This is a genomic window from Bacillus cereus group sp. Bce041 (assembly GCF_052646455.1).
On record NZ_JBQXON010000002.1, the window covers coordinates 202,305 to 222,019 of the forward strand.

The following is a 19,715-nucleotide window of genomic DNA, read 5'->3' on the forward strand; positions in this document are numbered from 1 at the left end:
CTGATTGTAAACGCCCGCTTCCTCTGTATACACACTTCGCTATTTTTTAAACAATCCCTTTTTCTCAAATAAAACAAGACTACTTCTTTTTTATTTTCATATTGTTTACTAATGAAAGAATTTTTAAGGAGGTTACTTAAATGAAACGTTTATTTCTCTGTATGGAACGTGAACTTGTTGTAGTGAAAGAACACAATGATAACTATGAAACGACTTATCACTTACAAAATATGCAACCTACCTGTATCGCTGTTGATCCATTTCAAAAGAATCGTGTATATTGCGGAACATTTGGACGAGGTCTATGGTTAAGTGACGATAGTGGGGATTCATGGAGACCAATTGGAGATTCTTATCGTTACTTTGATTTCCCTAAAGAAGATGGTATTTTGCACTCCTCTATCACTTCCATAACAATAAGCTCAAATGAACAAGTTAACGGATATGGTGTCGTTTATGTCGGCACAGAACCGAGCGCTTTATTTCGCTCTGAAAATGGTGGTGAAACGTGGACTGAACTTAAAAATATGAAATCATTATTATCTTCTTATACGTGGGCATTTCCGCCTAGACCTTTTACCCATCACGTACGCTGGATTACAGTTGACCCAAATAACCCTAATACAATACACGTTTCAATCGAAGCTGGTGCTGTTATTCAAAGTAACGATAAAGGGCATACATGGATTGATAAAAAATTCGGTGCTCCTATCGATGCTCATCAATTACTTATGCACCCTAAAACACCAAATCGCCTTTATGCATCATGTGGTGACGGATTTATGGGCGGACCTGATCGTGCTTATCTTGAGAGTTATAACAATGGAAACAGTTGGATCTCATGTAGTGCAGGACTTGAACATCATTATTTATACAGCATGGCTATCGATCCAGCTGATTGTGATACGATTCTCGTTTCTGCTGCGCCAAGTGCTGATCTCGCTCATCATCGTATCCCTTATGAATCTTATATTTATCGAAAAACGAAAGATACTCCGTTCCAGCAAGTACAACAAGGACTACCATCTGCAATCGGTACAGTCATTTCGATGTTTGCTACAAACGAAGCCGAACCACATACGTTCTACACGTTAAATAACAATGGCGTCTTTCAATCCAATGATAGCGGCGAATCGTGGGAACAACTAAACATTCCGTGGAAAGATGAATATAAAACGCAGCATCCGCATGCACTACTCGTCATTAGTTCTTAACGAAAAAAGACTGCCTAAATGATTTTAGGCAGTCTCTCTTTTATTTCTTTAAATCAATGACAATATCATCTAATACAATATCTTTACTCTTCGCTTCTTTTTTCGGCACTTCTATTTTCTTCTCTTTTCCATTCACATACTCCACCATGATTTTCAGGTGTATGAACTCGCAAGTGTACACGAGGTGTAACGATAAGCTTTGTTGCATTTTCGTTTAGTTTTTGGAAGGTGGCACTCCAATGGATATTGTAAGGATCGTTGCCACTTCCCCCATTTCCTTCACCCGAATAAATATTCCCTAAATCATCCTTAACCGTCAATTCAACATCTACACTATCCCATTCTTTCCTCGCGCCCTTAGAAACCTCTTGATTGTAATAAAGAATAAATGAAACTGGCGATATTGCGACCTTTTCCATATTTGCTTTTATACCTTCTTTTTCCGAACTCCCGCCAATTGTTCTCTCTTTACTATCCACTGATTTTACAGTTAACGCGAAATTCCAATTACCTTGTATTGATTTTTTCCTATCTGGCATCTCTATTCTCTCTATATTCCATCTAAAGTTTACTTTGTCCTTTTTATTGCTATCATGATGCGTCGTTGTTACCATACCTACATACTTTTTTTCAGTAACTTTAGTCATTTTACCACTGCCTGAACTACCATGAGCGTCCATTATATCCAATCCACCTAATATGATAGGATCCTCCCCTAAGTCCTGCTCACTTTCCAGTGAATACGTTATAGATAATGTTCTGCCATCAGAAATTACATCATTAATGGTAACCTTAACCCCATTACTCTCTCTCGTCATATTCAATTCAGTCGAAAACTCTTTATAATTTTCATATAACCCCGTTCTACCATTATCTAAAAATCGGAATATGTCACCTACAATTGGCAACCCTCCAGCATATGTAGGAAAACCGATACCAAGAGTTGCAACTGATAATCCTACTAAAATAGATGCAGCAGCGACACCTTTTTTCCAACTTTTCATCTTTTTCTTCGTACGTATCGATTGTTTTACATTACGCTTTATTTTTTCTTTTTCAATTTCAGAAGCCTCAATTTCCTCAAGCTCTTTTTCATCTATATCAATATCATTTAATAGTTCATAAATGTCTTTCATATTGCACTACCTCCAAAACTAATATTCGTAGCATTTTGTTGTAGTTTCTTTTTTCCCCGGTACACTCGATTATCGATTGCTGCCCGGGTTAATCCTAACTTGTCACCTATTTCCTCTGTCTTCATACCAAGTAAATATTTCATAATGAACACCTTTTGATCTAGCGGTTCTAATTGATTAATGAGCTTCAATAATTCTTCCCTATCTTCCATAACGATTAATTCGTCTTCTGCTGATTTTTCTGTACTAATATAAAACTCATCTGAAATGATTTCTACTGTTTTAGTCGATTTCCGGTAATAATCAATTGCTTTAAACTTCGCAATCGCTGCAATCCACTTTTTAAAATCACTCGGCTCTCCATGAAATTTATTTGCGTTATTCCAAATGGAAAGAAATATATCGTTTATACATTCCTCTATGAGTCCATCATTTTGAATTGGGAGTAGAACTTTATGCGTGATCCCCTTTATGAGTGGTAAGTATGTATCGACAACAAATTCTAACGCGTCTTCTTTTTGCCGCTGTAATCTTTTTATAAAATTTTTCTCATTTGATTTCATGTAGCGATTCCCCTTATTGTTTTGTAAAAGCTTTTACATCCTATATAACGTCTGAAAAAATTTTTTCTCTCATCTTTTTTATTTTTTGTATGTAATGGAATACTTTCCCTTAGCCATTGTCTCACATAACTATGCGTTCAAAGAAAATTTTCTCAAGTCTGTAATTTAATTCATGTAGTACACTATTTATATAGTCATTTTTTAACTTGGTGTACATTTTATTTCGTTAATCTACTATTTTAATTTAGGAGATGAGATGTGTATGTGTGGAATTACAGGTTGGGTAGATTGGAAGGAAGACCTTTCAAATCAACATGTTATTTTAAAAAAGATGGCAAATAGTATTCAGCATCGTGGTCCAGATGCTGAAGGATTTTGGTTTTCACCTCATGCGGCCTTTGCACACCGGCGTTTAATTGTAATTGATCCAGAAGGCGGTACACAGCCGAAGACATTCCGTGCTGGTGATTATACGTATGCTCTTACTTATAATGGAGAAATTTATAATTTCCGTGAACTTAAAGAGCAGCTTCAAAAATGTGGGCATGCATTTGAAACCCATTCAGATACAGAAGTGTTACTACATGCTTATCTAGAATGGAAAGAAGACTGCGTACAACATTTAAACGGAATTTTCGCTTTCGCCTTATGGGATGATCAGAAGCAACAATTATTTTTAGCGCGTGATCATTTAGGTGTAAAACCACTCTTTTACACAGAAAGAAATGACAGCATTATTTTCGGATCTGAAATAAAAGCGTTATTAGCGCATCCATCTGTTCCTGCTGAAATTGATGCGGATGGCATAAATGAAATATTTGGATTAGGCTTATTTCGAACTCCTGGATGTGGCGTCTTTAAACATATTCAAGAAGTGCGTGCTGGACATTTTATAACGTTTACACGTCATAAAAAAGTAGTTACGAAGTATTGGAATTTAGAAAGTAAGTTCCATACAGACTCTATAGAAGATACATCTTCGCATATTTTATCTATTTTACAAGATACAGTAAAAAGACAATTAATTGCCGATGTTCCTCTCGTTTGTATGTTATCAGGCGGATTAGACTCTAGCGGTATTACTGCACTTGCGGGTAAAGAATTTGCTGCGGAAAATAAAACACTTCATACGTATTCCGTTGACTTTGTAAATAGTGCAAAAGATTTCGAGCTGACATTTGCTCGCACTGGTTTAGACGCTCCTTGGGTAAAACGCGTTTCTGAACATGTAGGGACAGCGCATCATGATATTATTGTGAATGCTGAAGAATTAGCAAATCACTTATTCGTTCCCCTTCATGCGAAAGATTTACCGAGTGCTGGTGAAATGGAAACTTCACTATATTTACTATTTTGCGAAATGAAAAAAGATGCGACCGTAGCTTTATCCGGTGAATCGGCTGATGAAGTATTCGGTGGATACCCTTGGTTTCATCAAGAAGAATTACTATATGTAGATAAGTTTCCTTGGCTAACAAATTGGAATAATACATCTCCTCTTCTACTAAATGAAGTAAGTAACCAATGTAATCTAGAAAACTATATTGATACACGATTCCAAGAAGCGATACTTGAAGTACCTACTCTTGAAGGGGAAAGTAAAAAATCCGCGAAACAACGCCAAATGTTTTATTTATTTTTAACAAGATTCCTTCCTTTCTTACTTGACCGTAAAGATCGTATGAGTATGGCTGTTGGATTTGAAGTTCGTGTACCGTTTTGCGATTATAGATTAGTTGAATATTTATGGAATGTTCCTTTCAACATAAAAAGTATTGATAATATTGAAAAAGGCATTTTACGTAGAGCACTACAACCAGCTTTACCTGACGATGTACGTAATAGAAGAAAAAGCGCTTATCCAACTTCACAAGATCCACACTACTTACAAACAATCCGTAATTTAACACTTGATATGTGTAGCAATAAAAACAATCCTATTTTCTCACTTATTAACCATTCCATCTTACTTTCAATTGCTGATCAAAGTAATAAAGAGATTAACAATTTTGAGGCAAGAAGTGCCATGGAGTATATGCTACAAGTAAATGAATGGTTAAAAACATATCATATTCATATTGCTTAACAAAAAGGAGTTCAAGGATAAAAGCCTTGAACTCCTTTTATATTAATTAGCACATTGTTTATTATCAGTATCAATAGACCACCCAATAATCGTGGCACAATCTCTACCTTTCCACTGCAGTACATTTGTTAATACTGGCTCAATCTGCAAGCTATTCCCGTCATGTAATATTTCTACTAAAGATTGATCATCATCAAACCTTCGTTTATCACACTCTAAAATACCGTCCGTTGCCATTAAAATGTGATTCATTCCTTTTTCTAATCCTCTTACACCTGACGTAAAGCAAGGTGTATTTGCTGCAAAAATATTTTTCCTGCCAATATATTCGTAATTTTTCCGTTTATTTAATCGTCCTTTTCCATTTTTCGTTTTCTCAGAATGGAATAAATACGCGAAACAATCACCAACTGATAACCAATATAAAAATTCGCCTTTTCGTAAACAAATTAAGCAAGCGAGTTCCTCATCATCTTGATCACACTTTTTAATAAATAACTCATCTGTAAATAACGCTAATAAGTACATATGTGTATGATGAAAAGCTAAATGTATTGGATATGAGAATAACTCTTTTAGTTTTTCTTTTCTTTCCGAAATCGCTTCTATTATATAATCTATATTTTTTGTTTTGTGATGTGTATCAAAAATCATAACAAATTCAAATTGTAATTCAGGATCCCACCAAGCCAGCACCGCATCTCCTCGTTCATATGCATCACTCTCTTGATTTCCCCCATATACGCCGACTGAAAGAGGACCACATTTTTCAACATGTATTTCATCTACATACATCTGTTCATGACTAATCCATTTGAATGTATTCACAGCTATCATCCTCTCTCTTGCTAAATGTATACCTTTACACATAGATTACCTTATATTTCAATAAAAATAAACTTTTTCAACATTTTTTATCCAAATAAAAGGGTTTTATTTCTAAAATGACGAATATATCTTACTATACGATATAAAAAGGAGATTTATTATTATGAACAACATTAATCAACATTGAGAGAGCATTTATTATCACTTACGATACGAATACGAGGACAACCTTTCCCACCAAGCAATTCGTATTTTACAAATCGTTTCTCGTGAGAAAGATATAACAATTGGAAAAGTCGCTACTGAGCTTAGCCTTTCTCATAACACAGCATCTGAACATATAAAACGCCTTATTCAAAAGGGTTTCATCGTTAAAGAGAGAAATAAAAAAGATGAAAGAGTGGTAAACCTTACATTAACAATTGAAGGAATTGAAGTATTAGAAAAACATACTTTACTAGATAAAGAAAAGATAAAAATATTAGAATCACAGTTATCAAAAGAAGAACAACAATTAATTGAAAAAGCATTTTCCTTATTAGCGAAGGAGGCAAAATATGCATTTCCTCGTTAAAATAATCGTTTCGGCACTTATTATCGGCGTTATCACTGAAGTCGCTAAACATTACAGTACGATAGGTGGCTTTATTGCTGCCCTTCCTCTCGTGAGTTTACTTAGTTTATTTTGGATTTCATTCGAAGGCGGAAATAAACAAGAATTGAGTCAATTTGCTTTAGGGGTATTATATGGATTCCCCGCATCAGCACTACTATTATTTATTGTCTATATTGGTTTAAAAAATTCATTTACACTTAGTACATCTGTCCTACTTGGTATAGGTGTTTGGTGTATTGTTTTTGCTTGTCAAAAATTATTTCAAGCTTAGGAGGAATTAACATTCATAAATTTGTAGAAATAATGGGGCAAAATATAGAAGTACATATAAAAGGAGATGGTAAACAAACTGTAGTCATTCAAACCGGAATGACTTGCTCATTTTATGATTAGTTTCCTATTATAGAAAAGCTTTCAGAGCACTTTACAGTTGTTTCATACCATCGCCCAGGTTACGGAAAAAGTGATTTAGGCAATCAGCCGCGTACAATAAGGCAAGTTACAAAAGAGCTACATATGTTACTAAACAAACTAGCTATTCAAGAACCATTTATTCTAATCGGTCATTCCTATGGAGGATTATGTGCACAACATTTTGCGATGTTACATGAAGATAAGCTGCAAGCACTTATTTTAGTTGATTCTACTTCGATGAACTTACACCGTTTAGATGAACTTCATTTACCAATTTCTGATCAAACTGATTCTGATGATGTTTGGTTTCAAAAATATAATATGTATTCAAAAATGGATGTAGACACACTTTATAACGAACTAAAACCTATTCTCACCGATCAATCAAAACAGCAAATTGAATTCTCTACCTCGCCTTCATTATATAAAGCGACAGCTTCTGAACTATCGGAGTGGAAAAACTGTGCTCTCTCACTAAAAGAGCTATGTAAAACATTAGAAATACCATTAATCGTTATCGGTAGAGATCCTCAATATTCTATTACTCAATTGACTAATGGTGGCATGCCAAAAGAGGAAGCAACACAACTTGAAGCAATGTGGCAAGAACTAATTCACGAACAATTACACCTCTCAACTAACAGCCAATATATTCTTGCCGAACATGCTAGTCACGGTATAGAAAATGATCGACCAGATATTATTATTGAGGCGATTCATTTCTTACAAATAAAAAAAGGAAGCAACTAAAGCTGCTTCCTTACTTATCTATTCATAATCTTCTTCATCATCGATTTCTTCGTAATATGAACTTCCATTACTTACATATATAGGGCCATTCGCAACATCAATACGTAGTACCCACGCCCATGGCACAGCTAAACGTTTATGTATCGCTCGCCAAAAGCTCATTGATTTTCTTTCGTACTCCTGGAACTCCTGAAGTAACTCTTTGTAGGAGGAACCGTCTAACTGAATATTTGCTTCTAACAAACGAGAATGGGCATAGTACTGTAACTCTAGTTCAGCAGCAATTTCCATTTCTTCTTCCGTTGCCATACCAATGATTGTTCCATCTTCTGGTGCAATTTCATATACGTTTTGAACTTCAATAAGCCCTTCTTTCTCTTTCTCAAACATGTAAACAGCCTCCTTTAACATATATTTTTTATGTTACAAAGTCATACTTCTACAATAACTTCTCTCTTTCCTCTTTTTTTGATAAACTTTTACAAAATATTTAACCGATGACCTGTTTTCTCTATTCTTTCAGCAGAAATGAAACGATTTTTATCAAAATTTAATTTATACACATCAGGCATATGAAGTGTTTTCCAAAACTCAAAATCATATTTCGAATTAAAATAATTCATGAGTAATACCATAATATTTCCATGCGTACCTATTACAATATTCTTACCTTCATATTGTTTTAATATATTTTGCATACATATTACAGCGCGCCTTTGTGCGATATCATTCGATTCTCCGCCTTCGTATGCAAAACTCCAATCTTCCCACACATTCTGCATAGCATCATTAAAATTTGATACTGGCTCTGTGCTCAATAATCTTTCACGCAAATCTTCTTCTGTTTGTATTGATAATTTATATGTATTCGCAATTCCTTGTACAGTTTGGATTGCTCTTTTGTACGGACTAGAAATAACAACATCAATATGTTTATCTTTTAATAAATGTGTTACATTCTCTGCATCACAGTGCCCTTTTTCAGATAAAGGTCGTTCCCGTTCTTCTTTTGTATATGTAGAATGGGCATGGCGAACGAAATATATTGTTGTCATTTTTCAACCTCCTTTCTTATTTTCAATTTATATTCAATAATAAGATTGGAAAATCCTGTATTACAAAAGAGCACTTTTCATAAGTGCCCCTTTGTTTACATAATAAAATTATTTCATTATAATTTATTTCTGAATTCCTCACTTATGACAATATCTCGAATAAAGTAATCCATATTACTTAGAAGCTTTTCAAATGCTTTTTCACTCAAATTGTTCATCATAAAGACAATCTCAATCTTATTCCCTTTTTTATCAGTACCATAGAAACTATTTGTTAATACAAATGCAGTAGAACCACCTTTCTGTCCAGCAAATTCGAACATACCCTCTCCTACGGTTCCTTTAAATATATTCTCAATCTCACCTTGCATTTGTGGTGTAAAATAATTTCTGCTATTTATCTTTTCCAGTAAACTCATGTAATCCTTCGCATTTGCACCTATAAACCGATCTGACCAAATACGCTGAAAGTCCATATCGGCTTTTAAAGATATCTCGCGTTTTGTCCATTCTTTCTCGTCTTTCATCCATTCATGTATTTGTCATACATGCTTAACATATTCATCATTAGACATATTACGTAGCTTGTCCAATGCTTTATTTTGAGGAATATGCAGTTCTTTTTCAACATAGCCCCTCATATATAATGCCCCTGTATACGTTGGATAAAATTCATCGTGACTATTTAAGCCTAACTCTTTCAAACTTTCATTTATCCGCGCTGCTCCAAGCTTGTCTAATAAATATGATGCATTCGCATTCGAACTATAATGGATCATTCCTTTCACTACTTCTTCTAAAGAAGTTTGACCACCCTTCACTAACTCTTTAACTTTTACATCATCTAGCCATGCAGGGTGTGCACCACCATCAGTATTTTTCACATAGTATTTTTCTAATTCTTTCAATGAAATTTGCTCGTCTTTTCTTATTTTCCCTTCAGCTACTTGCTTAGCATATTCAATTGCTATAATGATTTTCGACATACTTGCTAGCGGTAGTTTTTCTTTTTCATTTATTGATGTCAATGTTTCACCATTTCTTTTAACAATTAAAGAAGTTGTTTTATCATCCTTATGTTCTTTTATGTAATTTAGCACATAATTAGAGTCTTCTTTGGAATTGACATATTCCTTCACTGAAAAGAAAGCTATACAGCCTACTATAGTAATTCCAGCTATAATTCCAACAACTTTTAATCCCCTCATGATACTCCCCCTAAAATAAACATATTATATATTATACTAAATAAATTTCCCTTTTTAAGTAATAATTGGATTTTTTATACAAAAACACTTCTTTTCTTAAACAACAAAAAAACATGCCTTCATTAGGAAAGCATGCTTTGTGATATCCTTCACATTTTTTAGTTAAAAAATAAATGTTTACTTACCATGATGTAACATTAAATCACTAAGTTCTTCTTCAATGTGATTTAATTTCGCAACGCCTTCTTTCCATTTATGAATATAACGTGAAACCCCAACAAAAAACAAAACAATAATTGTGGAAAGAATAATACCATATACGATTGCTACAGTACTCATAGTTACACTTCCTTATAATTAGTAATGTGGTTATTAGTTATATTTTTATTATAAACCTTTTTCTTTTAAAATACTTCGATTTCAACTTTTTGTAACAAAATTGATTTTTCTAACATTTCGTTCGTGAAAATGGCATATTTTTCACAAATTATACAAAACTTCACCATATGTACTATTACCATATGAGTTATATTATTAAATAGAATAAAGGGGATGATATACTATGACGACTTGGTTTATTGTAATGTTAGTTGTATTTGGAGCATTTAAAATTATCGTTTCTAGCCTTCCTAACTCTGTTATTGAATCCATTATTAGTCGCTTTGAAACACATCCACAACTCGAAGAAGAGAATGTGACTGTTACAATGAACGGAAATAACTTAGTAGGCGAACAGAAATCAAAAATTATTCATGATTTTAACGAAGGTTTATTTTTAGATCGCTATTATGCACCACCCCATAATGAAGGCACTCCTTTAATTATCCATGCAAAACGTGGTAAAAAAGATTTTACATTTTATATTTATAGTCATGAAGAGCATGTTGATGTTGTAAAACAATATAAAAAGAAGGTAGTTGCTTATAGTTTACGCTCTAAAAACCTTCAAAATAGTGATATGTTCGTGTCAGCTGATTTAGCTTAATACTCATATATAAAAAGGAATCCATGGCATATGGATTCCTTTTTACTATTTACTGAAAAATAAGCTCTGTCTTCAAACTATCTTTCGGTAACAACCAGCCTTTTTTCTCTAAACTCGCCATTAATAATTCCCTTTGTTTTGTCGCAATACTTTCTTCATTTGTTTTAAATGACACTTCTATTACGAAGTCATCTTCTAATTTTCCTGTATTACTTAATGGCCAAATTTCAATATTTGCTTTTATGTTTTCAAACTCTCCTGTATATCGTTTCATTAATACAGGACCGTAAATACGGGAATTCTTTAACATCTCTTCTCCCCAATTTGTATACAACCATTTGTTCATTTTCCCTGGTAATTTTTCTATTAACATGTTTTGAGCAGCTTGTTTATTTGGTAAATCAAGTATTCCATATCCTTTAGCACTGTAACTTTTCTTATTTGAAATGCTTAATGTTTTCTTCTCAAATCCCCAATCTATTTCCGCCTCATAACTATCCGTATTACTATCGAATCCTTCTTTTTTAGCTACTTCTAGTGCATCTTGAATTACACCATTTGGAATAGGATATCTTTTTTTATATGTTAGTTCAAAATCTTTACTAAATTCTTTCTTTCGAATTCTAGCAAACCAACCTTCCTCGCTTAAACTTTTATTCGCAGTATCTAAAAATTGCACTTGTATTCTTTCATATTTTGTACCAGCCTGGAAATGTTCTAGTACCTCTTGCTTCATCTCTTTGTTATCACCTAATACTTGTTCTGGCTTCAATAATAACTTCACTTCAAAACTAGGTTTCATTGGACTAGCTGCAAACCCTTCCTTAACGTTATAAAGGAAACAACAAAAGAAAATGCTTACGAATACAAATACTTTTTTCATATACCTATCCCCTTTACATTTCAAATGACTTCTATACGTTCCATTGCAAGTGAATATACATTTTCATATCCTGCTGTACTTAGCTTTTGTTGTAATCGATCCGTATCCTCTTTCAAAGCGTGCACTAGCACCGTATGTTCTGGTAATAATGTATTTAACATCTCTTTAACGTCTCTTATACTTTGGTGAACTTTATACGCAACTCGATTCACCCTACATGTATTCCTTACATGCTCTTTCATAACTTTTTCTGCAAAACTCCCTTTCGCAATATGTCCAGTAAAAATAACAGCATTCCGTTTTTCATTCCGAAGTTGTTCATAATATAACTGCGCTCGTTTCGTTTGCATATTCGCATCACTCATTACAACTATTCCGTAACTATTTTGCATACTAATATCATTATCCATCACTATTATGTTTCTTTTTAAACTCTCCATAACCCATTTAAGTTCTTCATTATTTTTTATCCAATCTTTATATACGAACATCTCTTCAAATCCAGCCAAAATTTCTTTATCTACTATAAGCGGAAATTCTTTATATCGTTCATATAAATACAATACTATATCTTGTGCCCTACCAAGTTGTGGCAGCGGTAATAATGCTATTCCTTTATTTTGCATAACTCGTTCAATTTCTGCACATAGATTGTCTAATCTTTCATTTTGCGAAACATCCTCTGTGTGATAAGCGGCATCTACAATTGCAACTTTTATATTGTGGCCCAATTTCTCAGGTAAATTAGCTCGTAGTATATTAGACTCTGCTGAATAGTCGCCTGAATAAAATACGTATGTATTACACATATCAACTAAAAACCAAACAGCTCCTAATACATGCCCACTATATCCCCATTGAAACCGCAATGTAGGAGTAATTTGTACCCATTCATTTGGATTGCTAATCTCATCAATACATACATAATTTAAATCTTTTATGTGTTGGTCGCTATAAGGTAAATTCCACCCTTGCATCACATTATAGTTTCTCCATTTTTCATAATATAACGGCAGTTGCTCCTTTGTATAACGAGTCGTCCAAATTTTTTTCTTATAGCCATACTTCGCTAATAAAGGTAAACCCATCGTATGATCTTCATGAATATGTGATAAAAATACCGCATCTAAAAATGGAACAGCTTCTCTCTCTATTTTTGGATAACTATCCTCATAAGATCGATTAATACCACAATCAAATAATATTTTCGTCTCTTTATTTTTTACAAAATAGCAGGAGCGACCGTATTCTCCTGCTCCTCCCCATACTTCCACTCTCATCATACTACCCCTTTTCGTTTTTGCTCCATATGTTGTAGCAGTAATAAGCATATTGTTGTAAGTCCAACAGAAACAACGGCCATCGCCATGCCTATAGATACTTCACCCTGTTCAAATTGAGCAAAAATAAACGTTGCTGACGTTTCTACTGATGGAGGTAATACGAGAAGTGATGCTACTAACTCTCTTATCGAAATTGTAAATGTCATCGCCCATCCAGCAAGAATGCCTGGGATAATAAGAGGCAATATTATTTTTCTAAAAATATAAATATAATTTCCAGAAAAAACACTTCCTGCCTGCATGAGAGAATCATCAATTTGTCCGAGTGATGATTTTACATATTGCACCGTGTAAGGTAAAAACAGCACAACATACGTTACGATAACCATAACTGGTGTATTGTAAATTGACATAGGCATATATGGTGAATTCCAAAATAGAATAAGACCTACAACCATAACGATTCCTGGTACCATATTCGGTAACATACCGCACATATCAAGCCATTTTTCAGAGGTTTTTTTCCCCTTTCGAATCATAAGTGCCAAAAAGACTCCAATCATTACCGCGATAATCGCTGTTACGAGTGAAAAAAGAAAACTATTCCATAAAGCCCCTAATCCCGGAGATCCCATTGTAAACAATGCCTCATAATGGCTTGTTGTAAAGTTATTTACATGTAAACCGCCGCCTCTTAATTTTGACAAAGAAGCAATAAGTATAGAAAAGTATGGAATTCCAATTGATACGATTAATAAACCAATTACATACATCCATGCTACAACGCGCGTAAATATAGACAAAGTATATCTTTTAGATTTCACACCTTTTCCACTAACTATTGCATATGAATACTTTCGATTCAATACATTTTGCATATACCAAATAAGCATACAAGCACTAAGTAATAAAGAAGATAATGCTGTTGCACTACTAAAATCAATTGGCCAACTCGAAATAAATTTATGGATTTCTGATGTTAACACGTGGAATCCTATTCTACGTCCGAATGTAGCCGGTGTTCCAAATTCAGCAATCGTCTTTACGAAAATGAGTAAAGCCCCCATTACATAGCTTGATACTAATAACGGCAATATTATTTTTCTTAAACGATAGAAAAAACTTCCGCCATGAACTGCTGCAGCTTCTTCTTTACTACTCCCAATCTGAAGTAACGTGTTTTTCAGCATGAAATAAAGAAATGGGAATAAATGCAGACTCATAATTAAGACCATACCTCCTAAACTAAAAAACGATGATGAAACTGTCTTTAGCATAGGAAAAAATTGTTCAAAATAGCCGTTAGGTTGCATGAACAAAATCCAGCCCATCGATCCAATATACGGCGGTGTCATAAATGGAATCATAAAAACAATATCTAACTTACTATACTTTCCTACATCTGTTTTGCTCATAATAAATGCCAATGGAAATGCAAATATTGTAGCTCCTATTACAACGAGTACACCTAGAAGCATCGAATTTAGAAAAATCCCAGCTAATCCACCACTCTGTATCACTTCAAAAGGCTTTAAAAAATTCCAACTGCTATTTTCATATACACTAGAAAATAAAATAAGAAAAAGGGGAATGACGATTAACATCGCCACAAGTAATAATGCTACCGTCATTCCAACTTGTCTTACTGATACGAATCGATTTACCATGGAATCACCATCTTATTGAAATACTTTCTTAAATTGTTTTCCTATTTCATCTTGCTCTTTCTCAACTGTTTTCCAATCAATATTTAATACTGGAATCTCTTCTACATTTAGTCTATTTTCAGCTTTTATATCTGTTCTACCAGGCAATAAATACGCTTTAGAAACTTGTTTTTGTACATCATCGGATAATAAATAATCAATAAACTCTTTTGCACCTTCAACATTTTTACTATCCTTCATAATCCCAGCTGCACGTGGGCTAATAACTGTTCCGCTTTTTGGATATACAATATCAACAGGTTCACCCTTTGCTTTTGCGCTATACGTCATATAATCAACACCCGCAATGACCATATCTTTCGCACCTGTTACAACTGGGTCTAACGCTTCCTGATTTGCTCCTGCTACTGTAACTTCATTTTTCTTAAGCTGCTCAAATAAATTCCATCCATCTTGTCCATTCTTTTTCACGTATCCTGTTACAAAGTCTAAAGCTGAACCTGAAAGTGCTGGATCTGGAAGATTCACTTTCCCTTTCCATTCTCCTTTCGTTATATCGCTCCAATCTTCAGGCGCTGTCTTCACATTTTTTGTATTGTACACAATCCCTAATGCTGAAGCACTATACCCGAAATAATGTCCTTTATCATCTGACCATTCAGAACGCAGCTTATCAGCTTGTTTCGCTTCTTTATAAGCTAACGTTTGACCCTCTTTCTTTAATCCTTCCATCGCTGGTAATGATGCAAGTACGACTACATCAACGACTGGATTTTTCTTTTCAGCTTCCATTCTCGCTAAAATTTTACCAGTTGTCCCTTGAAACATTTCCACCTTTATACCAGTTTTCTTTTCAAAGTCTTTTTGAATTTTTTCTGCTAACCCTTTTGGTCCTGCACTATATACAACAATTTTCTTTTCATTCGTATTTTTACTTTTTGCATCTGCATTACCTGTCTTTGAACTACAACCTGTTACTACAGTAGAAAATAGTAAAGTACATACAAATAAAGACTTAAGCGAACTGAATTTCTTCATAGGATTCTCCCCCTATATGATGAATACATTTTTTGGGTACATATAACGATACTGGTTTCCCGATGCTTAGCTTACTATTGTGATAGGCTGTCCAGATGCCTAAAGTCCCCATATTTACTTTCACTTCATAACGTTCTCCTACATATGTAACGTGCTGAATTTCACCTGTATACATTTCGCACACATCATTTTTTGTCCAACTCACATGCTCTGGACGAATCATTTTTTCACCCTCTACAAGCCAATTCGCCTTACCAACAAATTTGGCAACAAATTCATGAGACGGTTTCACATAAATATCTTCCGGTGTTCCTTTTTGTAATACTTCTCCTTGTTTCATGACAATAATTTGGTCTGACATTGACATTGCTTCTGTTTGATCGTGAGTGACATACAGTGCAGTTAAACCAATGGAATGAACGATATCCATAAGCTCTATTCTCATTTCTTCTCGCAAAATTGCATCGAGTGCACTTAGCGGTTCATCAAACAAAATAAAATGAGGTTTTGTTACAATTGCTCTAGCGAATGCGACACGTTGTTGCTGTCCACCAGAAAGTTCGTGTGGATACCTTTTCTCCATATCTTGCAGGCGAACTCGCTTTATCGCATCTTCTACTTTTTCTCGCAATTGATTCGTTTGCTTTGTAGCTCTTAAACCAAATGCAACATTTTCAAAAACAGTCATGTGCGGCCATAAAGCAAAATCTTGAAATACCATACCGATATTCCGTTCATGAGGAGATGTCTTTATCTTTTTTGCAGCAGAATACATGCACTGGTCTCCAAAATATATTTCTCCCTTATCCGGTTCCTCAAGCCCTGCTATCATTCTAAGTAAAGTCGTTTTCCCACACCCCGAAGGTCCTAAAAGTGTAGTGAATTCCCCTTGTTTCATTACAATCTGCAACGGCTTTAACGCCTGTATTTTTCCAAATGTCTTTTCTAATCCACTAATTGTAATATCCATTGCTTCACCTCTCTCCCCTCATTCTTAACCTGCTTTCATTCTATATGGAAGATTTATACTGAATGTTAATGTACTGTAAAGATTAAATTAAAAAACTTCTAATAAACTATTTATTTCTATAGATTTTTTCTATATTTAAAATAAAAAAGGCGGCAATTCATAATGAATCTCTTAAAATTAGAAATTGTAGTACTTATTAAGAAATACAAAAAGCTTACAATCGTTGCAGAAAAACTTGGCGTTAAACAACCAACTATTACATTTCATATAAAAAGCTTAGAAGAAGAACTCGGTGTGTCTTTATTTGAATTACGTTCTGGAAGGTATTTCTTAACAGAGGCTGGTGAGGCTTTGCACCATTATGCTTGTAAAATAGATGCACTTATGAAAGAAGCTAGACGTGTCACGCAAGAGTTTAAAGATTTTCATAAAGGTGCTATAACAATCGGCGCTAGTTATGTACCAGCGACTTATCTTTTGCCAGCAGTCGTTCATCAATTTCAATGTGAATTTCCCAATATAAAAATAACGCTACTAGTGAAAACAGCCCCTGAAATTCGAATGATGCTACAAAATCACGAAATCGATCTTGGGATAATTTCCGCTGCTCCATTTGATGAACCACTTTTAAAACAAACGAATATAATGCCCGATACACTTGTTCTTGCCTTTTCCAAAGAACATCATTTTTCAAAAAAAGACAATGTATCGTTACAAAATATAAAAAAGGAACGCATACTATTGCATCGTAACCCATCTACAACAAGAGATTTACTTACACAATGGACGTTAGCGCATAACATTACATTCCAATCTGAAATTGAATTAGACTCATTAGAAACGATGAAACAAATTTTAAAATATGGTAATGGAATTGCCTTTATTTCTAAACTTGCTATCGAGCAAGAAATACAACGAAATGAGCTATGCTATATACCAATCCCTGAATTTGAATTTCAGCGTAATATTTATACGATTCATCATGAGGACAGATGGAATTCTAAAATCATTTCTTTTTTACTACAGAGCATCACTTCATTTGCAACAAAAAATTAAAAGGCTGTCGTTATGCACGACAGCCTTTTAAACTATAAATCTATTTATTTTTCTTTGCCTCAATTTTTGCTTGCGCCTCTTCAGCCTTATCTAATGCTTCTGATACTTTCTTCTCTTTTTCTTTCACTTCATCTATACTATCGACAGCTTTAATAATTTTATCGATTCCTTCTTCTTCTACCTTTCTACGCTTTGCCACTCTTTCATTTACTTTCTCTTCCACATCTTTTGCTTTTTGAAGCATATTCTCTGCATTTGATGTTACAGCTTTTTCAAGTTCATCATCTTTTTTCTTTTGTAACACTTCATTTGCAATGTCTTTCGCTTCTAAATACTTACCGTCTTTTAAGGCTGTTGCTCCGTGATCCATTTTCTCAGCAACTTCTTTATATGATTTCGCTTCGTTTCCTGATTTCTCTTTTTTTGCTTTTTCGAACCACATTGTTGCATCACTATACTTTTCATCTTTCAATGATTGCATACCTGTTTCAATATATGTGTCATAATTGCTACATCCAGCCATTACGACTAATAGAAAAAGCATAACAAAACTTAATTTTTTCATGCTGTTGTCTCCTTTTCTTTGCAAGCTCACTTTACTTTAACATACATGAAAAAGAGTTTCAAAAACTAAAATACTAATTTAGTCATTTTTATAATGATAAGTCAAATTTTTATTATTTTCTTATTTTTAAGCGGACACATCTACTTGTTTTTTCGCCATATGTTGCTTTACTCCAACTAATACAACTAACAATAACCCTCCACCTATTGTCATCATAACAATGCTAGTTGGCAACATATCTAATAGTAGTCCATATACAATCATACCAAGCGGTGCGATTGCAGTCGCAATTGTTTCAAGTAGGCCAAACACACGCCCTAGGTAGCTCGGATCTGTCGTTTTTTGCATATGTACTTGCATTGGAATGTTTACAATCATAATTGCTATACCAGTTAACATCATAAAAGCAATATAGTAAATAAAACTTGCTACTTTTGGAATGATAACTAACAACGGAAAGACTGTACATAAACTTAAACCTGCAAACAAAAACAGTCCAGTATAAATAGAACGAAACGGAGTATTCACTTCTTTACGCACTGATAAAGCAATCGCTCCCATTAGCATCCCGACTGCTAACATTCCTTCTACAGTACCGAGTTGCTTTGAAGATAAATGCAATGTATGGACGATAATGTAAGGAAGTGCAACTGTTAGACCACACGCAAAAAAGTTTACCCACAATGCTATTTTCATTAAACCATATATTTCATGTTGTCTTTTTACATATAAAAAACCTTCTTTTATACTCGTCAAGAAATGCTCTGTACTCTCAGCCACTTCTTTTTTATATAAATCAAATACGATAAATAATTGCAAAATAACCGCTAAAAAGAACGTAATACTATTTAATAGGAAAAACGATTTAATTGAAAATAAACCATATACAACTCCGCCAATAATCGGTCCTAAAATATTTGATAAAGAAGCCGCCGTTTGATTTAAAGCACTCGCTTTTTGAATACGTCCTTCATCTACTAAACTCGGAATAGACGAAGTTAATGCAACAGAATAAAAACTTGCACAAATTGATAATAATGCTGCTGAAATATAAATAAAAAGAAGTGATGGTCCAAATATAGTAGCAAGAATAAACATACTAAGCATCGTTAAACTACTTAATAAATCAGTACCAATGACAAGCCATTTTCGATTCACACGGTCTGCTACAGCACCAGCAATTGGGCCACAGATCATTCTTGGAAGTGATCCGCAAACGAGCGTAGTTGCAAACCCCATCCCTGAACCAGTAGTCTTTAATACATATAACCCCATTGCGAACGTATAAATACCTGCGCCTAATAAAGACGTCATTTTTCCAATCATCATTAAAATGATATTTCTCGTTGCAATCTTCATTCTTGAATCATGTTGTCCTATACTTATATCTTCCATTTT

20 protein-coding genes and 2 pseudogenes are annotated in these 19,715 nt (G+C 34.1%); 7 read left to right on the forward strand and 15 right to left on the reverse strand.

Annotated features, from left to right (window positions below; all coding sequences use genetic code 11):
* The first annotated feature begins 140 nt into the window (after window positions 1–140).
* Complete coding sequence (locus ACUN13_RS06940; protein WP_088344824.1) at window positions 141–1,214, forward strand: WD40/YVTN/BNR-like repeat-containing protein; 1,074 nt, start codon at window positions 141–143, stop codon at window positions 1,212–1,214.
* A 40-nt stretch (window positions 1,215–1,254) separates the two neighbouring features.
* Here the strand turns inward: ACUN13_RS06940 and ACUN13_RS06945 are convergent.
* Together ACUN13_RS06945 and ACUN13_RS06950 are read right to left on the reverse strand one after the other, a co-directional pair.
* Window positions 1,255–2,350 (reverse strand): annotated as a pseudogene (locus ACUN13_RS06945) (DUF4179 domain-containing protein).
* Complete coding sequence (locus ACUN13_RS06950) at window positions 2,347–2,913, reverse strand: sigma-70 family RNA polymerase sigma factor (RefSeq protein ID WP_016122244.1); 567 nt, start codon at window positions 2,911–2,913, stop codon at window positions 2,347–2,349. Before ACUN13_RS06950 ends, ACUN13_RS06945 begins: the two are co-directional and overlap by 4 nt.
* Window positions 2,914–3,175: 262 nt before the next feature.
* On the opposite strand from ACUN13_RS06950, the gene asnB reads away from it, so the two are divergent.
* Complete coding sequence (gene asnB, locus ACUN13_RS06955) at window positions 3,176–4,999, forward strand: asparagine synthase (glutamine-hydrolyzing) (RefSeq protein WP_088344828.1); 1,824 nt, start codon at window positions 3,176–3,178, stop codon at window positions 4,997–4,999.
* Window positions 5,000–5,041: 42 nt separating this feature from the next.
* Here asnB and ACUN13_RS06960 read toward each other — a convergent pair whose 3' ends face one another.
* Window positions 5,042–5,869 carry a protein phosphatase 2C domain-containing protein gene (locus tag ACUN13_RS06960; protein ID WP_445423738.1) on the reverse strand — a complete coding sequence of 276 codons (828 nt, stop codon included), beginning with the start codon at window positions 5,867–5,869 and terminating at the stop codon, window positions 5,042–5,044.
* Between the two features lie 151 nt (window positions 5,870–6,020).
* On the opposite strand from ACUN13_RS06960, the gene ACUN13_RS06965 reads away from it, so the two are divergent.
* The 3 genes from ACUN13_RS06965 to ACUN13_RS06975 all read left to right on the forward strand — a co-directional run bounded on the left by ACUN13_RS06965 (window position 6,021) and on the right by ACUN13_RS06975 (window position 7,607).
* Complete coding sequence (locus tag ACUN13_RS06965) at window positions 6,021–6,401, forward strand: MarR family winged helix-turn-helix transcriptional regulator (RefSeq protein ID WP_445423782.1); 381 nt, start codon at window positions 6,021–6,023, stop codon at window positions 6,399–6,401.
* On the forward strand, window positions 6,385–6,714 hold the full coding sequence (locus ACUN13_RS06970; protein ID WP_000545608.1) for a DUF3147 family protein: 330 nt from the start codon (window positions 6,385–6,387) through the stop codon (window positions 6,712–6,714). The genes ACUN13_RS06965 and ACUN13_RS06970 overlap by 17 nt, the downstream gene beginning before the upstream one ends.
* A 128-nt stretch (window positions 6,715–6,842) precedes the next feature.
* Window positions 6,843–7,607, forward strand: a complete 765-nt coding sequence (locus tag ACUN13_RS06975; RefSeq protein WP_256943486.1) for an alpha/beta fold hydrolase — start codon at window positions 6,843–6,845, stop codon at window positions 7,605–7,607.
* An 18-nt stretch (window positions 7,608–7,625) separates the two neighbouring features.
* On the opposite strand, the gene ACUN13_RS06980 is transcribed toward ACUN13_RS06975, so the two are convergent.
* The 5 genes and pseudogenes from ACUN13_RS06980 to ACUN13_RS07000 form a co-directional block, all read right to left on the reverse strand.
* Window positions 7,626–7,997, reverse strand: coding sequence for a hypothetical protein (locus ACUN13_RS06980; protein WP_000461779.1), 372 nt, complete (start codon window positions 7,995–7,997; stop codon window positions 7,626–7,628).
* An 89-nt stretch (window positions 7,998–8,086) separates the two neighbouring features.
* The gene (locus ACUN13_RS06985; RefSeq protein WP_000208265.1) at window positions 8,087–8,662 is read right to left on the reverse strand and encodes a histidine phosphatase family protein; all 576 of its coding nucleotides are present in this window, start codon (window positions 8,660–8,662) and stop codon (window positions 8,087–8,089) included.
* A 116-nt stretch (window positions 8,663–8,778) separates the two neighbouring features.
* Window positions 8,779–9,870 (reverse strand): annotated as a pseudogene (locus ACUN13_RS06990) (serine hydrolase).
* Between the two features lie 177 nt (window positions 9,871–10,047).
* Entirely contained in the window at window positions 10,048–10,209 is a 162-nt protein-coding gene (locus tag ACUN13_RS06995) for a hypothetical protein (protein WP_000108701.1), read from the reverse strand.
* A 65-nt stretch (window positions 10,210–10,274) separates the two neighbouring features.
* Window positions 10,275–10,391, reverse strand: a complete 117-nt coding sequence (locus ACUN13_RS07000) for a hypothetical protein (RefSeq protein ID WP_001987133.1) — start codon at window positions 10,389–10,391, stop codon at window positions 10,275–10,277.
* 41 nt (window positions 10,392–10,432) lie between these two features.
* Here ACUN13_RS07000 and ACUN13_RS07005 point away from each other — a divergent pair, with 41 nt between their 5' ends.
* Entirely contained in the window at window positions 10,433–10,855 is a 423-nt protein-coding gene (locus tag ACUN13_RS07005) for a YfmQ family protein (RefSeq protein ID WP_000214580.1), read from the forward strand.
* 49 nt (window positions 10,856–10,904) lie between these two features.
* On the opposite strand, the gene ACUN13_RS07010 is transcribed toward ACUN13_RS07005, so the two are convergent.
* The 5 genes from ACUN13_RS07010 to ACUN13_RS07030 are packed head-to-tail and all read right to left on the reverse strand — an operon-like array spanning window position 10,905 to window position 16,696.
* Window positions 10,905–11,738 (reverse strand): hypothetical protein, encoded by an 834-nt coding sequence (locus ACUN13_RS07010; RefSeq protein ID WP_000755315.1) that lies wholly within the window; start codon window positions 11,736–11,738, stop codon window positions 10,905–10,907.
* 20 nt (window positions 11,739–11,758) lie between these two features.
* Window positions 11,759–13,021 (reverse strand): MBL fold metallo-hydrolase, encoded by a 1,263-nt coding sequence (locus ACUN13_RS07015; RefSeq protein ID WP_179206941.1) that lies wholly within the window; start codon window positions 13,019–13,021, stop codon window positions 11,759–11,761.
* Window positions 13,018–14,688 (reverse strand): ABC transporter permease, encoded by a 1,671-nt coding sequence (locus tag ACUN13_RS07020; protein WP_025690035.1) that lies wholly within the window; start codon window positions 14,686–14,688, stop codon window positions 13,018–13,020. Before ACUN13_RS07020 ends, ACUN13_RS07015 begins: the two co-directional genes overlap by 4 nt.
* A 12-nt stretch (window positions 14,689–14,700) precedes the next feature.
* The gene (locus tag ACUN13_RS07025; RefSeq protein ID WP_025690034.1) at window positions 14,701–15,726 is read right to left on the reverse strand and encodes an ABC transporter substrate-binding protein; all 1,026 of its coding nucleotides are present in this window, start codon (window positions 15,724–15,726) and stop codon (window positions 14,701–14,703) included.
* Window positions 15,704–16,696 (reverse strand): ABC transporter ATP-binding protein, encoded by a 993-nt coding sequence (locus ACUN13_RS07030; RefSeq protein ID WP_025690033.1) that lies wholly within the window; start codon window positions 16,694–16,696, stop codon window positions 15,704–15,706. Before ACUN13_RS07030 ends, ACUN13_RS07025 begins: the two co-directional genes overlap by 23 nt.
* Window positions 16,697–16,858: 162 nt before the next feature.
* Here ACUN13_RS07030 and ACUN13_RS07035 point away from each other — a divergent pair, with 162 nt between their 5' ends.
* Window positions 16,859–17,752: a LysR family transcriptional regulator gene (locus ACUN13_RS07035; protein ID WP_025687751.1), complete on the forward strand. Its 894-nt coding sequence runs from the start codon at window positions 16,859–16,861 to the stop codon at window positions 17,750–17,752.
* A 40-nt stretch (window positions 17,753–17,792) separates the two neighbouring features.
* Here the strand turns inward: ACUN13_RS07035 and ACUN13_RS07040 are convergent, their stop codons facing one another.
* The gene (locus tag ACUN13_RS07040) at window positions 17,793–18,317 is read right to left on the reverse strand and encodes a DUF4398 domain-containing protein (protein ID WP_086389334.1); all 525 of its coding nucleotides are present in this window, start codon (window positions 18,315–18,317) and stop codon (window positions 17,793–17,795) included.
* A 126-nt stretch (window positions 18,318–18,443) separates the two neighbouring features.
* Window positions 18,444–19,712, reverse strand: a complete 1,269-nt coding sequence (locus ACUN13_RS07045; protein ID WP_445423739.1) for an MFS transporter — start codon at window positions 19,710–19,712, stop codon at window positions 18,444–18,446.
* Between the last annotated feature and the right edge of the window lie 3 nt (window positions 19,713–19,715).

Excerpts from the sequence above, each read along its gene's own strand:
- ACUN13_RS07005 (WP_000214580.1), top strand. The coding sequence starts at position 10,433 with ATGACGACTTGGTTTATTGTAATGTTAGTTGTATTTGGAGCATTTAAA.
- ACUN13_RS07020 (WP_025690035.1), bottom strand. The coding sequence starts at position 14,688 with ATGGTAAATCGATTCGTATCAGTAAGACAAGTTGGAATGACGGTAGCA.
- ACUN13_RS06995 (WP_000108701.1), bottom strand. The coding sequence starts at position 10,209 with ATGAGTACTGTAGCAATCGTATATGGTATTATTCTTTCCACAATTATT.
- ACUN13_RS07015 (WP_179206941.1), bottom strand. The coding sequence starts at position 13,021 with ATGATGAGAGTGGAAGTATGGGGAGGAGCAGGAGAATACGGTCGCTCC.
- ACUN13_RS06940 (WP_088344824.1), top strand. The coding sequence starts at position 141 with ATGAAACGTTTATTTCTCTGTATGGAACGTGAACTTGTTGTAGTGAAA.
- ACUN13_RS07040 (WP_086389334.1), bottom strand. The coding sequence starts at position 18,317 with ATGAAAAAATTAAGTTTTGTTATGCTTTTTCTATTAGTCGTAATGGCT.
- ACUN13_RS07010 (WP_000755315.1), bottom strand. The coding sequence starts at position 11,738 with ATGAAAAAAGTATTTGTATTCGTAAGCATTTTCTTTTGTTGTTTCCTT.
- ACUN13_RS06980 (WP_000461779.1), bottom strand. The coding sequence starts at position 7,997 with ATGTTTGAGAAAGAGAAAGAAGGGCTTATTGAAGTTCAAAACGTATAT.
- asnB (WP_088344828.1), top strand. The coding sequence starts at position 3,176 with ATGTGTGGAATTACAGGTTGGGTAGATTGGAAGGAAGACCTTTCAAAT.
- ACUN13_RS07030 (WP_025690033.1), bottom strand. The coding sequence starts at position 16,696 with ATGGATATTACAATTAGTGGATTAGAAAAGACATTTGGAAAAATACAG.
- ACUN13_RS06950 (WP_016122244.1), bottom strand. The coding sequence starts at position 2,913 with ATGAAATCAAATGAGAAAAATTTTATAAAAAGATTACAGCGGCAAAAA.
- ACUN13_RS06970 (WP_000545608.1), top strand. The coding sequence starts at position 6,385 with ATGCATTTCCTCGTTAAAATAATCGTTTCGGCACTTATTATCGGCGTT.
- ACUN13_RS07035 (WP_025687751.1), top strand. The coding sequence starts at position 16,859 with ATGAATCTCTTAAAATTAGAAATTGTAGTACTTATTAAGAAATACAAA.
- ACUN13_RS06985 (WP_000208265.1), bottom strand. The coding sequence starts at position 8,662 with ATGACAACAATATATTTCGTTCGCCATGCCCATTCTACATATACAAAA.
- ACUN13_RS07025 (WP_025690034.1), bottom strand. The coding sequence starts at position 15,726 with ATGAAGAAATTCAGTTCGCTTAAGTCTTTATTTGTATGTACTTTACTA.
- ACUN13_RS06960 (WP_445423738.1), bottom strand. The coding sequence starts at position 5,869 with ATGTGTAAAGGTATACATTTAGCAAGAGAGAGGATGATAGCTGTGAAT.
- ACUN13_RS07000 (WP_001987133.1), bottom strand. The coding sequence starts at position 10,391 with ATGGTAATAGTACATATGGTGAAGTTTTGTATAATTTGTGAAAAATAT.
- ACUN13_RS07045 (WP_445423739.1), bottom strand. The coding sequence starts at position 19,712 with ATGGAAGATATAAGTATAGGACAACATGATTCAAGAATGAAGATTGCA.